The sequence below is a fragment of the Aromatoleum toluolicum genome, assembly GCF_012911005.2.
GTDB classification, from domain to species: Bacteria; Pseudomonadota; Gammaproteobacteria; order Burkholderiales; family Rhodocyclaceae; genus Aromatoleum; species Aromatoleum toluolicum.
The window spans coordinates 21,927-35,832 of sequence record NZ_WTVS01000003.1 but is presented as its reverse complement, the minus strand read 5'-3'; the positions used below and the strand labels follow the sequence as shown (position 1 = coordinate 35,832).

Genomic DNA, 13,906 nt, shown 5'->3' with positions numbered 1-13,906 from the left:
GTCGGTGCAGATCAGTTGTTGCCATTAGACCTCAGGCAGATGAATCTGAAAATTTCATAATTACGATACTGCAATCTGAGAAACAGATAGACTGAGACGTCCCGACTGAAACGTCCCTTCCACGCTGCCCGACATGGAACTGCGTCAGCTCCGCTACTTTCTCGCCATCGCCGAACACGGCAGCTTCTCCAAGGCCGCCGCGATGGTTTACGTCGCGCAATCGGCGCTCAGCCACCAACTGGCCCAACTGGAAGAGGAACTCGGCCGGCCGCTGTTTCACCGCCTGCCGCGCGGAGTGGAACTGACGCCCGCCGGCCGGGCATTCCACGCGCATGCGCTATCCATCCTGCGCCAGGTGGAGGATGCCCGGCAGAGCGTCACCCAAACGGAAGGCGAAGCGGCTGGCAAGGTGATCTTCGGCATACCGCACAGCGTCTCGCAAGCGCTGGCACTGCCGCTGCTCAAGGCGGTGCGCTCGGCCTTGCCGCGCGTCGAACTGGAGCTGACCGAGGAACTCACCGGCAACCTGATCCCGCAGCTGCGCACCGGCCTGATCCATCTCGCCGTCCTGTTCGACGACGGCCTCCTCGACGAATTCCGCTGCTACCCCTTGCTGGAGGAATCGCTGCTGCTGATTTCACCCGCGGCAGCGCCCGATGCGCCACGCGGTCCCATCAGTCTGCGCGAGGCGTTGCGGATGCCCCTCATCCTGCCCGCGTCGCCCCATGGGGTCCGCCCCATCGTCGACGCTGCAGCGTGGAAGGCCGGCCTCGCCGCCCCCAACGTCGTCGCCGACATCAGCTCCATCAGCATCCTGCGCACCAGCCTGCTCGCCGGCCTCGGGCACACCCTGCTGCCACCGATGCCGCTGCAGCACGAACTGGACAACGGCACGCTCCAGGCCGTCCCCATCGCACCGGAAGACCTGAGCCGCCGCGTCGTGCTCTGCGCCTCGCGGCATATCCCGGCCTCGGCGGCGACCCTGGCAGTCGCCAGGGTGCTGCACGCGCTGGTCGGCGCGCTCTGCCGGGACGGAAGCTGGCGCGAAGCCCGCCTGATTGCCACGGAGAACCCGCCCTTCACGGAGCGTTGAAACAGCTTTCGGATCGGGTCGACGACCAGCCGGATGCAGGCCAGCCGAAGCCCTTACTTCCTGGTCAGCGGATCCGGCACGGCGACCATCGCGTCTGCGTCGAAGAGTTGCAGCAGCGAGCGGGCTTCCGCTTCCGTATGGGCGTGAAGCCAGGCCTCGTGATCTTCCGGGTCAAGGACCACGACGCTGCGTTTCTCGTCCCCCGGCTTGTGGAAATGCTTCATCAGCGCATGGTCGTCCGCGTTGATCGTGAGCATCGCGAACGACCAGTGCGCCGGGCCCTGGTCGCCGAGCCTGCGCTCCCAGATCCCGGCCAGCGCGAACGGGGCCCCGTCGGCACGCTGGATCCGCCAGCGCACGGCCTTGCCGGTTGCGTAATTGGGCTCGAAGAAACTCTCCACCGGGATCAGCCCGAACTGGCGCTTGCGCCACGCATTGCGGTAACTCGGCTTCTCCGCCACCGTTTCCGTTCGGGCGTTGTAGGTCATGCGAAAAAGCTTGGTCGGATCGCCCCAGTAAGGAACGAGCCCGAACATGCCCGGAAGCCATTCCGTCGGCAGGATATTGGCGAGGAAGGGAGCGACGCCGCCGGGGAAGGTCTCCCCATAGGCGAAGTCAGGCGGCTGGACCGTGTGTCGCCCCCACGACATGCGCTCGAGCGAAGAGCTGCGGGCGGGGTTGTAATCGGCGCACATGATCACTCTCCGGCAACGGAACCTTGAGGTAACTGTGCCACAAATGTCGGAGCCGGCACCCGGATTCTCACGCTGTGAAAAGCACGGTTTTTCCACGGAGAAAACGGCGATAATGGCGGCCAATTCGTTTTGAGCGCTATTTCAGGATTCCCCAATGGAAATCAAGGTCAATTTTCTCGACAAGCTTCGTCTTGAAGCCAAGTTCGATGACTTCACGGTGGTGGCCGATCAGCCTATCCGCTATAAGGGAGATGGCTCGGCGCCTGGCCCGTTTGATTACTTTCTGGCTTCGTCGGCTTTGTGTGCGGCTTACTTTGTGAAGTTGTATTGCGAAACCCGCAATATTCCTACCGATAACATCCGCCTGTCGCAGAACAATATTGTCGACCCGGAAAACCGCTACAAGCAGATTTTCAAGATCCAGGTCGAGTTGCCGGAGGATATCTCCGCCACCGACCGTCAGGGTATCTTGCGCTCCATCGAGCGTTGCACGGTGAAGAAGGTCGTGCAAACCGGGCCTGAGTTTGTGATCGAGGAGGTGAAGAATCTGGATGCCGATGCTCAGGCCCTGCTGACGCTGAATCCGGATTCAGAAGCAAGCACCTATATTGCGGGAAAGGATCTGCCGCTGGAGAAAACCATCGCCAATATGTCGCGGGTTTTGGCGGATCTGGGCATCAAGATTGAAATTGCTTCATGGCGCAATCTGGTTCCCAACGTGTGGTCGCTGCATATCCGCGATGCGCACTCGCCGATGTGTTTTACCAACGGCAAGGGTGCCGCCAAGGAAAGCGCGCTGGCGTCGGCGTTGGGCGAATTTATCGAGCGCATGAATTGCAATCATTTTTACAACGACCAGTTCTGGGGGGAAGACATTGCCAACGCGACGTTTGTGCATTACCCGAACGAGCGTTGGTTTAAACCGGGCCGCAAGGATGCGCTGCCGGCTGGAATTCTCGACGAGTACTGCCTGCAGATCTACAACCCCGATGGCGAGTTGCGTGGATCGCATTTGTACGACACCAACTCCGGCAATGTGCAGCGCGGCATCTGTTCGCTGCCGTATGTGCGCCAGTCGGACGGCGAGGTGGTGTATTTCCCGACCAACCTGATCGACAACCTGTTTCTCAGCAATGGCATGAGTGCCGGCAATACGCTGGCTGAAGCGCAGGTGCAATGCCTGTCGGAAATCTTCGAGCGGGCGGTCAAGCGTGAAATTCTGGAAGGCGAACTCGCGCTGCCCGATGTGCCGCACGACGTGCTGGCGAAATATCCCGGCATTCTGGCCGGCATCGAGGAACTGGAAAAGCAGGGCTTTCCGGTGCTGGTGAAGGACGCGTCGCTGGGCGGGGAGTTTCCGGTGATGTGCGTCACCTTGATGAACCCGCGCACCGGCGGTGTGTTTGCATCGTTCGGGGCGCACCCCAGCCTGGAGGTGGCGCTGGAACGCAGTCTGACCGAGTTGCTGCAGGGGCGCAGTTTTGAAGGCCTTAACGACTTGCCCCGCCCCACCTTTGAAAGCAACGCCGTAACCGAGCCGAATAACTTCGTCGAACACTTCATCGATTCCAGCGGCGTGGTGTCATGGCGCTTTTTCAGCGCCAAAGCCGATTTCGATTTTGTCGAGTGGGATTTCTCCGGCCGGGGTGAAAACTCCAATGCCGAGGAAGCCGCAGCCTTGTTCGGCATTCTCGAAGACATGGGCAAGGAAGTGTATATGGCGGTGCATGACCAACTCGGCGCAACGGCCTGCCGCATCCTGGTGCCGGGTTATTCGGAAATCTATCCGGTGGAAGACCTGATCTGGGACAACACCAACAAGGCGCTGTTGTTCCGCGCCGATATCCTGAACCTGCATCGCCTGGATGATGCCAGCCTGGAAGCGCTGCTCGAACGCCTGGAACACAGTGAGCTTGATGATTACACCGACATCATCACCTTGATCGGTATCGAGTTTGACGAGAATACGGTCTGGGGGCAGCTCACGATCCTGGAACTGAAGCTGCTGATTCATCTTGCCCTGAAGCAATTTGAAGCGGCGAAGGAGCAGGTGGAGGCCTACCTGCAATACAACGAAAACACGGTCGAGCGCGGATTGTTTTATCAGGCCTTGAATGTGGTGCTGGAGGTGCTGCTGGACGACGAGCTGGACCTGGACGATTACGAGGCCAATTTCCGCCGGATGTTTGGCAACCCGCGGATGGATGCGGTGATGGGGTCGGTGGACGGCAGCGTGCGCTTCTTCGGCTTGACGCCAACGAGCATGAAACTGGAAGGGCTCGACAGGCACCAGCGCCTGATCGACAGCTACAAGAAACTGCACGTCGCGCGCGCCAACGTGGCGGCTTTATCCAGTTAGGGTTGCGAGCCAGGGATCGGAACCGGCCGCGCCGCGGCTGCCCGCCGAAGCGGGATAGCGCCAGGCGTCGGAGACGGGCGGATGCGCATCTCACCGTCCCGTCAGGCGCGAAATCGATCGCGCCAGCAGCGCCGTCGCACCATCCCACATCACCCTCGCCGATCCGAAGACAAGCGGCATCCTGCGGGCTATAAATCAATTGTCGGCCGCGCAAGCGAACGGGATGAAGGCTCACCCGGCGTCGCTCGTGCGGTCCGAGGCAAGGCCTGGTTGGCTGCATGCGGTTCGCGGCTGGCTGCCGCTCCACTGCCGACGTTGGCGTATGGAACGAGCGGAATGCCTTGTCGGGCTTGCCCTGGAAACGCAGACCCTGGAGAGTGTGATGCTGCCGCGTGCCGATGATGCCCCTCGCCGCGAACCCGTTCCGCATCGCTGGCATGTGCTGCAGATGCTGCGGTCGATGCATGCGGGACATCCCTTCATTCACCTGTGGGATCTCTCCTGCCTCACGCACCTCGAAGGTGCGCCGATGGCGGTGCATTACTTCAGTTTTCTGGAACGCAATGGCTACATCGTGCCGTGCGCGAAGGAAGGGACGCGCTCGCACTATTACACCTTGTCCGCCGACGGCATCGCGCTTTACGAGGCCGGGGAGCGGTGGTGGCGCTCGTTGCGGTGGCGGCAGAAGTACTTGGTGATCTGGCACGGTTGAGGCGGCGCGCGGCGTTGCGCACCGGCGCTCCCCGAGTGCGATCTCATGATTTTCTGTAGTGCGATTCCGCGTACTTTTTGACGCGGGACTGTGCTCGGGTCCGTAAAGTTGGTACAAACGCCACACGCGGCGCACTCCAACCGACAGGATCCGGAATCATGTTCGCTTCCACCCGCAAATCTCCAGCACTCTCCCCGCGCACGCGGCTTCGACCGCTTCCCCTGGCACTGCTCGCCTGCGTGGGGGCCTCCGCCGTGGGGGCCGCGGAGCCCGCTCCGATTCTGAACCCGGTGGTCGTCACCGGCAGCCGCGTCGAGGCCGAAAGCTTCGATCTGCCCTTCTCCGTCGATGCGGTGGATATGCAGGCGGTGCAGGCGGGCAATCTCGGCGTGAATGCGTCCGAGGCGCTCGCGGGGGTGCCGGGGCTGGTGGTGCAGAACCGCCAGAACTACGCGCAGGATCTGCAGATTTCGGTGCGCGGCTTCGGCAGCCGGGCGGCCTTCGGCGTGCGCGGAGTGAAGCTGATCGCCGACGGCATCCCGGCCAGCACGCCGGACGGACAGGGCCAGGCGGCGACCTTCAACCTCGACACGGCCGAACGCATCGAGGTCATGCGCGGGCCCTTCTCCACCGTGTATGGCAACCATGCCGGGGGCGTGATCCAGCTGTTCTCGCGCGACCCGAAGGGTGCGCCGACGCTGCGCGGCGGGGTGCTGGGCGGTTCGTGGGGCACGACCAAGGTGGACATCGGCGCCGAGGGCGAGAAGAACGGCGTGGGTTACGTCGTCGACGCGTCGCGCTTCGACACCGACGGCTACCGCGACCACAGCGCCGCGACCCGCGACCAGCTCTTCGGCAAGCTGCTGTTCCGCCCGGATCAGGACAGCAAGCTGACGCTGGTGGCGAACGCGCTGCGGCAGGACGATACTGACGATCCGCTGGGCCTGACTTGGGAAACGTTCAAGGACGATCCGCGGGACGTCGAAAGCGTGGCGGAGACGTTCAACACCCGCAAGAGCATCGACCATCGCCAGGGCGGCGCGACCTACGAACGGCGCTTCGGCGCGGGACGGCTGCACCTGTCGGCCTATGCGGGCGAACGCAGCGTGACGCAATACCAGGCGATCCCGACAGCGGTCCAGAACATCGTGACGCGGCCGCGCCATTCGGGCGGCGTCATCGACTTCGACCGCAGTTTCCACGGCCTCGGCGCGCGCTGGACGCACACGCTGACGGCAGGCCCCGGTGAGCTGACGCTGACGGGGGGCGTCGATTACGACCGCTCGGAGGATGCGCGCAAGGGCTTCGAGAACTTCCGCGGCAGCGCCATCACGCCGACCGCGGTGGGGGTAAAGGGGCGGCTGCGCAGGGACGAGACCGACACGGTGACGAGCGTCGATCCCTATGTGCAGGGCAGTTGGAAGCTCGACAAGTGGACGCTGCAGGCGGGCCTGCGCCACAGCGACGTGAAGTTCGAGGTGGACGACAAGTACATCGTGACCGGCAACCCGGACGACAGCGGCGACATCCGCTATCGCAAAACGACCCCGGCGCTGGGCATCGTCTATCACCTGAGCCCGGTGGTGAACCTGTACGCGAGCGCCGCGCGCGGCTTCGAGACGCCGACGCTGACGGAGCTCTCCTATTCCGGCACGAGTTCGACCGACGGTTTCAACTTCGGCCTGAAGCCCGCCACCAGCAGGCAGTACGAACTCGGTGCGAAGGCCTTCGTCGGGGAGAACACCCGCGTGAACGTGGCAGTGTTCGAGATCCGTACGAAGGACGAGCTGGTCGTGGACAGCGCCTTTGGCGGGCGCACGGTGTTCAAGAACGCCGGCTCGACCCTGCGCCAGGGCGTCGAGCTCGCGGCCGACACGGAGTTTTCGCGCAACTGGCGCGGGAAGCTGTCGGTGACGAGACTGCACGCGGTCTACGATGACGCGTTCCTCGCAGGCGGCCGCCCCGTCGACGACGGCAAGCGCATCCCCGGCATCCCCGCGCTGTCGGCCTATGCCGATCTGGAGTGGAAACCGCGCGCAGGCCTCGCTACCGCCGTCGAAGTCCTGCACCGGAGCAAGGTCTACGTCGAGGACACCAACACCAAGCGCACCGCACCGGGCTACACGCTGGCGAACCTGCGCCTGACCGCCGAGCAGCGTTCGGGGAACTGGACCTTCCAGGAGATGGTGCGCGTGGATAACCTGTTCGACAAGGAACACGTCGCCTCGGTGATCGTCGGCGACGGCAACGACCGCTTCTACGAACCCGGCCCGACCCGCAGCGTGTACGCGGGCATCAAGACGAGCTACCGATTCTGACCGGCCCCTTGTTCCTCCCTCGCTGCGTCCTCCTTCGCGGCGACCGCTTCCGCCCTGCCCGGCTCGTTCGGGCGGGGCTCGTTTTTTTCGTCGCGGCCCTGCTCATGGCTGGCGCCGTGGCGCGGGCCGCGGACGACATCGTCGTGCGCGAGCTGCAACCGCTCGCCTACCTGGACGCGCGCGCAGCGCTGCTCGACGCCTTCGTCGACGAAGGGCTGGCACCGCCGGCGGTGAGCCAGTTCGGCGACATGCTCGCGCGCACGGCGCACGATCTCGGACACCGCGCGGACTTCTACGCCGAGGCGGAGATCTTTTCCTTCTGCAGCGCGCAGGTGTCGGGGCGCATGATCGCCGAGGATGTGCGCAACATCGCGCAGTGCCCGATGACGGTGGCGCTGTACACGCTGCCCGGCCGGCCGCGCACGGTTTTCCTGGCCACACGCCCGCCCGCGCTGCAATCGCCCGCCGGCGAGTTCGCACGCGCCCTGCTGCGCCGCATCATCGAACGCACGATCGACAACGCCGGCCTGACGCGCTGATCTTCGCCGCCCCAACTATCGCAGCACCCGATTCGTGAGAAATTGGGTGCCCGATCGTCATTTGGTATCCGCCCGTCACCGTAATACGTTAGATTTAAAGGGATTGGTCGTTCCCCCAGCGAATCAGGTGGCGTGTGAAAGCTCCGCAGCTCAACCGGGTCGTGCTCATCGCGTACGCCGCAGTGATCGGGCTCGCGGGCTTCGGCTTCTACGAGTTGTGGTCCTTCCGCGTGGCCGCGGCGCTGCGCCTTTCCGGCGAGAGCCTGCAGGCAATGAGCAGTGGGCTCGATGCCACGGCGAAATCCGCGACCGACCACGTCGCGATCCTGCGCGTCGAGGCGGAACGTGAACTGCGTGACGAGGTCGTCTATGCGCGCAGCCCGCTGCGCGACGCGTTCACGGTGTTCCCCGAACCCGGCCTGTTCGCGACGACGCGCGTCCCGGAAGATCTGACGCCCGGCCTCGGCGCATACGTCTTCGGCCGCGGCGATCCCGCGACCTTTCCCGCACAGATGGAACGCGAGATCGAGGTCGCGCTGCACCTGATCCCGGTGTTCCAGCGCGTGCGCGAGAACGTTCCGCAGGCAGCCTGGGTGTATTACACGTCGCGCTCGGGCTTCGTCAGCATCTATCCGCTCGATGCGCAGTGGAAGTACCTGAGCTGGCGCGACGAGATGCTCACCCACCCGATCGTCGCGCGCGCCGCGCCGGAAAACAACCCCGATCGCGCGCTGCAGTGGAGCGAGGCCTACGTCGACGAAGCGGGCAAGGGCATGATGAGTTCGGTGACGGCGCCGATATACGATGAAGCGGGCCGCTTCCGCGCCATCATCGCGCTCGACATCACGCTTGCGACCCTGAACGGCTACCTTGCCGGCCCCGGCATGGAGATCGGCCGCATGTTCGTCGCCAACGAGCAGGGCCAGCTGATTGCCGATCCGGGAATCGTGAAAGCGGACGATTCGGAAGTGCGCCTCGTCGACCGCACGCTGCCACGCGAGCTCTCCGGCCACCTTCCGCAGTTCGTCGACGTCGCGACGGCCGGTTACAGCAAGCACGACGGCTGGCTGCTGGCGGGCGTGCGCCTGAATAACGCGCCCTGGACCATCTATCACGTGGTCGACCGCTCCGCGCTGGGCTGGACGACGCTGCTGCACATGCACGTCGAGATCATCGCGATGCTGCTGATCGTGCTGGCCGGCGTGCTGCTGGAACAGCGCCGCCGCGCCGCGCACAGTCTGCGCCTGTTCAAGGTGGCGGTCGATGCGAGCACGTCGGGCATCATCATCACCGACCGCTCCGCCGCGATCGAATACGCGAACCCGGCGTTCTCGCGCATCACCGGCTACCCTGCGCGCGAGGCCATCGGGCGAACGCCGGCTCTGTTCCGCTCCGGCAAGACGCCGCGCGAGCTGTATGAGGACCTGTGGAGCGTGATCCTGCGGGGCGAGAGCTGGCAGGGCGAGCTCATCAACCGCCGCAAGAGCGGCGAGCTGTACTGGAGCGACCTGCGCGTCGCGCCCATCCTCGCCGCCGGCGGCGAGCCGCAGCAGTTCGTCGGCGTGATGAACGACGTTTCGGCGGCGAAGGAGGCGATGCAGGCGCTGGTCGACAGCGAGTCGTACAACAAGACCCTGTTCGAGCATTCGCACATCGCCCAGGCGATCCTCGACCCGGGCACGCGCCGCTTCATCGACTGCAACGACGCGGCGGCGGCCCTGTGCGGCTACCCGGACCGGCAGAGCATGATCGGCCGCACGCCGCTCGACCTGGCTGCGCCGGTGCAGCCGGACGGACGTCCGTCGGGCGAGGCCGGCAACGAACAGCTCTCGCGCTGCCTGGACGCGCGTGTGAGCATGTTCGAATGGCGCAATCGTCGCCCGGACGGCGCGGAGTGGGACGCCGAGATCCGCTGCATGAGCTTCCGCCACGGCGACCGCACACTGCTGCAGCTGAGCATGCAGGACATCACCGAGCGCAAGCGCATCGAGACCCGCATGAAGCAGGCGATGGTGGTGTTCAACGCGTCGAGCCAGGGCATCATGACCGCCGACGCGAATGGCGTGATCACGGCCGTCAATCCGGCGTTCACCGCGATCACCGGGTACGCTGCCGAGGAGGTGCTCGGACGCAAACCTTCGCTGCTCGCTTCCGGGCGCCACGACGCGGCGTATTACGCCAGCATGTGGAAATCGCTGGCCGAAACGGGGCGCTGGGAATCCGAGATCTGGAACAGGCGCAAGAGCGGCGAGATCTACCCGCAGTGGCAGACGATCTCGGCCATTTACGATGACCGCGGCGTGGTCACCGGCTACATCTCGCTGTTCAACGACATCACCCACCGCAAGCAGCAGGAGGAGGCCATCTGGCGCCAGGCCAACTTCGACCTGCTGACCGGCCTGGCCAACCGCAGCCTGCTGCAGGACCGCCTCGACCAGGCGATGACGCATGCGCGGCGCAACCGCACCCACGTCGGCCTGCTGTTCCTCGACCTGGACGGCTTCAAGTGGATCAACGACACGCTGGGGCACGACACCGGCGACGAACTGCTGGTCGAGGTCGCGCGCCGCCTGACCTTCTGCGTGCGCGAGCAGGATACCGTGTCACGCTTCGGCGGCGACGAGTTCACGATCGTGGTACACGACCTCGCCGCGCCCGACGACCTGAACGCGATCGCCGAGAAGATCGTCAGCGTGCTGCGCGATCCGTTCTCGCTGTGCGGCATGCAGCACCGCATGTCGGGCAGCGTCGGCATCACCGTCTACCCGGACGACGGCGAGGACGTGCAGACGCTGTTCCGCAACGCCGACATCGCGATGTACAAGTCCAAGCAGGCCGGCAAGAACCGCTTCCAGTTCTACGCCCGCGACATGCAGAGCGACGCCCTCGCGCGCCTGAAGCTCGAGGCGGACCTGCGCACCGCGCTCGAACAGCAGGCCTTCTCGCTGCACTACCAGCCCATCGTCGATGCCGACAGCGGCGAGCTAGTCGGCGCCGAGGCGCTGATACGCTGGCTCCACCCCGAACGGGGGCCGGTGTCACCGCTGGAGTTCATCCCCGTGGCCGAGGACAGCGGCCTCATCATCGGCATCGGCGAATGGGCGCTGCGCGAGGCGGCGCGCCAGTCCCGGGCCTGGCGCGAGCAGGGACACGGGACGCTGCGACTGGCGGTGAACATGTCCGGCGTGCAGTTCCGCGAAGCCGGACTACCCGACCTGGTCGCCAGCGTGCTCGCCGAATTCGGCATGGACCGCGGCAGCCTCATGGTCGAGATCACCGAATCGGTGCTGATGGGCGGCAGCGAATCGATGGAAGCACGGATGCGCGACATCAAGGCGCTGGGCATCGGCTACGCGCTCGACGACTTCGGCACCGGCTTCTCGTCGCTGTCCTACCTCAAGCGCTTCCCCGTCGACATCGTCAAGATCGACCGCAGCTTCATCAACGACTGCCCGGACGACCGCAACGACGCGCATCTCGTCGAGGCCATCATCAACATGGCCCACAGCCTCGGGCTGCACGTCACCGCGGAAGGCGTCGAGACCGCGGAGCAGGTGAGCTTCCTGCGCGAACTCGGCTGCGACTTCCTGCAGGGCTACCTCATCGGCAGGCCACTGCCGCCCGAGGAGTTCGAAGCGATGCTGCAGAAGCACTTCCTGCTGGCCTCGGTCGACGATCTCGGCCCGGAAGAGTCGCGCCTGCTCACCGCGCTGCGCCGCGACGACCTCGACGTCGATGGCTGGCTGCGCCGGCTGCTCGGCGAACGCTCGCCCGCTCTGGCCGCGTTCATGGAACGCGAAGGCTGGAGGCGGCACGGGCTCGACCTGAAGCGGGCCATCGAGGCCCACCTCAACTGGCGCAAGCGGCTCAACGCCTACATCAGCGGGCGATCCAACGCCGAAGCGCTGGACGAGGCCGAAGCCGGCTCGGTGAGCCTGTGCGAGCTGGGCCAATGGATCGACGGCAACGAGGCCCTGCCCGCCGACCGCCTCGCGCACCTTACGCGCATGCACAAGGACTTCCACAGGCTGGCGGGGCAGATCGTCGCCGACTATAACCATGGCTATCAGGCCTCGGCGCGGCGCTCGCTCGCCGGCCTGAAGTTCCGCACGGCATCGCGCGACCTGGTGATCGCGCTGATCGATTGTTTCGACGAACGGAGCGGCCCCGGCGGCTGAGCGCCGCCCCTTTCCATCCCCCGCGAGTTTCCCCGACGACAGGAGTCGAGTCCATGCTGACAGCCACGCAGAAGAAGACCGCCGAGAGCATCGTCAATCTTTTCGAGACCGGCCAGGTGCTGGGCGACTACGGCATGGTCACGATCATCCGCGGCGACACCGGCCACCTCACCTACGGGCGCTCGCAGACGACGCTCGGCTCGGGCAACCTCGCGAAGCTGCTGCGCCAGTATTGCACCACGCCCGGCGCCGAATTCGCACCGCTGCTCGACCGCTACCTGCCGCGCTTCGACGCCGTCGACCTCGCACTGGACAAGGACGGCGCCCTGCACAACATCCTGCGCGCGGGCGCCGACGACGCGGTGATGCGCGACGTGCAGGACGCCTTCTTCGACGCGAACTACTGGCAGCCGGCGATGCGCGCGGCCGCCCGCGAGGGCATCGCCTCGCCGCTGGGCTGCGCCGTCGTGTATGACAGCTTCGTGCACGGCGCATGGAAGGCGATGCGAGACCGTTGCAACGCCGCGCACGGCAGCGTGGCCGACGCGGGCGAACGGAAATGGATCGACGCCTACGTGGCGACGCGGCGCGCCTGGCTCGCCGGCCACGCGCGCGCGGACTTGCGCCCGACGGTGTATCGCATGGATGCCTTCCAGCGCCTGATCGACCAGGACTACTGGAACCTCGAGCTGCCGCTGGTCGTACGCAACGCCGAGATCTCGCCCGCGACGCTGGCCGCCCTGCCCCACGGCTGCTTCGACGGCCCGGCGCCGGGATCGCGTCCGCTGGCGGTCGGCTCGCCGATCATGCGCGGGCTCGACGTGCGCCGCATCCAGCTCGGGCTGTCGCTGCGCGGCGTCGACATCAAGGCCGACGGCCTCTTCGGCCAGACCAGCGCGCGCTGCATCAAGGCCTGGCAGGCGAAGAACGGCCTTCCCGCCACCGGCGTCGCCGACATCGCGCAAGTCGCACGGCTGTGCTCGTTCGACGACCTGACGGTTTGACAAAGAAGGGAGCGACCTCTACACAGATAATTAAACAGAATAAGTGCGCGGCACCGCCCCGTCCCGGGAGCGGCAGCCCGCATGCCCCGACAGCAAGGTTGCGCCCGATTCCGCCCGCATCGCACCGACATGCGGCGGGCACGGGGCCGCCGCGGGAGGCGGGGATGCTCCGGACCCGAAGGAGAATCTCATGGCAAGACGCGCGCTCTGCATCGGCATCAACAACTACCCCGGCACCGACAGCGACCTCTCCGGCTGCGTCAATGACGCCAGCGACTGGGCCGCCGCCCTCACCGAACGCGGCTTCTCGGTGACCCGCCTGCTCGATTCCGCGGCGACCAAGGCGGCGATGGTGCAGGCCATCGACACCCTCGTCACGGGCGCGGCGAAGGGCGACACGATCGTGCTCACCTATTCCGGCCACGGCACCTGGCTGCCCGACACCGACGGCGACGAGCCCGACGCCCGCGACGAAGCCTTGTGCCCGTGGGACATCGGCAGCGGCAATGCGCTGCTCGACGACGAGCTGCACGACCTCTTCAGCAAGCGTGCCGGCGGCGTGCGCATCATGCTCATCTCCGACAGCTGCCACTCCGGCACCGTCACGCGCGGCGACGAAAGCGATCTCGACCCCGGCATGCCGCGCGCACGCTTCCTGCCGCCGGCGGTATGGATGAAGCGCGACGCCCTGCCCACGGACACCGTGCGCCCGGCGCGGCTGTCCGGCGGCTTCACGCGCGCCGGCGGCGACCTGCTGCTCGCGGGTTGCCTCGACACGCAGTTCAGCTGGGACACGAGTTTCAACGGCCGCCCCAACGGCGCCTTCACCTTCTATGCGCTGAAGACGCTGAAGAACCTGCCCGCGACGGCGACCTACGAGCACTGGTTCAAGGAAATCCGCAACTACCTGCCCTCCACGCGCCTGCCGCAGGATCCGCAGATCTTCGGCACCCGCACCGCACGCCGCTTCAAGGTCTTCGCGTGACGCCCGCGCGCCGGCCCTGAAGC

Annotated in this window: 9 protein-coding genes; 8 read left to right on the top strand and 1 reads right to left on the bottom strand. The window is 65.7% G+C overall.

Annotation, left to right across the window (positions count from 1 at the left end):
* Positions 1–133 precede the first annotated feature (133 nt).
* Positions 134–1,093, top strand: coding sequence for a LysR family transcriptional regulator (locus tag GPA27_RS02200; protein WP_169137373.1), 960 nt, complete (start codon positions 134–136; stop codon positions 1,091–1,093).
* Between the two features lie 53 nt (positions 1,094–1,146).
* On the opposite strand, the gene GPA27_RS02195 is transcribed toward GPA27_RS02200, so the two are convergent.
* Complete coding sequence (locus GPA27_RS02195; protein ID WP_169137371.1) at positions 1,147–1,788, bottom strand: SOS response-associated peptidase; 642 nt, start codon at positions 1,786–1,788, stop codon at positions 1,147–1,149.
* Between the two features lie 154 nt (positions 1,789–1,942).
* Here GPA27_RS02195 and GPA27_RS02190 point away from each other — a divergent pair, with 154 nt between their 5' ends.
* The 7 genes from GPA27_RS02190 to GPA27_RS02160 all read left to right on the top strand — a co-directional run bounded on the left by GPA27_RS02190 (position 1,943) and on the right by GPA27_RS02160 (position 13,883).
* Entirely contained in the window at positions 1,943–4,147 is a 2,205-nt protein-coding gene (locus tag GPA27_RS02190; protein ID WP_169137369.1) for an OsmC domain/YcaO domain-containing protein, read from the top strand.
* Between the two features lie 382 nt (positions 4,148–4,529).
* Positions 4,530–4,859 carry a hypothetical protein gene (locus GPA27_RS02185; RefSeq protein WP_169137603.1) on the top strand — a complete coding sequence of 110 codons (330 nt, stop codon included), beginning with the start codon at positions 4,530–4,532 and terminating at the stop codon, positions 4,857–4,859.
* Between the two features lie 158 nt (positions 4,860–5,017).
* The gene (locus tag GPA27_RS02180; RefSeq protein WP_169137367.1) at positions 5,018–7,177 is read left to right on the top strand and encodes a TonB-dependent receptor family protein; all 2,160 of its coding nucleotides are present in this window, start codon (positions 5,018–5,020) and stop codon (positions 7,175–7,177) included.
* Positions 7,178–7,281: 104 nt separating this feature from the next.
* Entirely contained in the window at positions 7,282–7,716 is a 435-nt protein-coding gene (locus GPA27_RS02175; RefSeq protein ID WP_211164793.1) for a DUF302 domain-containing protein, read from the top strand.
* Positions 7,717–7,850: 134 nt separating this feature from the next.
* A complete protein-coding gene (locus GPA27_RS02170) occupies positions 7,851–11,894 on the top strand; it encodes an EAL domain-containing protein (RefSeq protein WP_169137365.1) in 4,044 nt (1,347 codons plus the stop codon).
* Between the two features lie 53 nt (positions 11,895–11,947).
* Entirely contained in the window at positions 11,948–12,898 is a 951-nt protein-coding gene (locus tag GPA27_RS02165; RefSeq protein WP_169137363.1) for a chitosanase, read from the top strand.
* Between the two features lie 190 nt (positions 12,899–13,088).
* Complete coding sequence (locus GPA27_RS02160) at positions 13,089–13,883, top strand: caspase family protein (protein ID WP_169137361.1); 795 nt, start codon at positions 13,089–13,091, stop codon at positions 13,881–13,883.
* Positions 13,884–13,906 lie beyond the last annotated feature (23 nt).

What these genes read in the sequence shown, in the direction of transcription:
- GPA27_RS02200 (WP_169137373.1), top strand. Translation starts at nt 134, where the DNA reads ATGGAACTGCGTCAGCTCCGCTACTTTCTCGCCATCGCCGAACACGGC.
- GPA27_RS02195 (WP_169137371.1), bottom strand. Translation starts at nt 1,788, where the DNA reads ATGTGCGCCGATTACAACCCCGCCCGCAGCTCTTCGCTCGAGCGCATG.
- GPA27_RS02190 (WP_169137369.1), top strand. Translation starts at nt 1,943, where the DNA reads ATGGAAATCAAGGTCAATTTTCTCGACAAGCTTCGTCTTGAAGCCAAG.
- GPA27_RS02185 (WP_169137603.1), top strand. Translation starts at nt 4,530, where the DNA reads ATGCTGCCGCGTGCCGATGATGCCCCTCGCCGCGAACCCGTTCCGCAT.
- GPA27_RS02180 (WP_169137367.1), top strand. Translation starts at nt 5,018, where the DNA reads ATGTTCGCTTCCACCCGCAAATCTCCAGCACTCTCCCCGCGCACGCGG.
- GPA27_RS02175 (WP_211164793.1), top strand. Translation starts at nt 7,282, where the DNA reads ATGGCTGGCGCCGTGGCGCGGGCCGCGGACGACATCGTCGTGCGCGAG.
- GPA27_RS02165 (WP_169137363.1), top strand. Translation starts at nt 11,948, where the DNA reads ATGCTGACAGCCACGCAGAAGAAGACCGCCGAGAGCATCGTCAATCTT.
- GPA27_RS02160 (WP_169137361.1), top strand. Translation starts at nt 13,089, where the DNA reads ATGGCAAGACGCGCGCTCTGCATCGGCATCAACAACTACCCCGGCACC.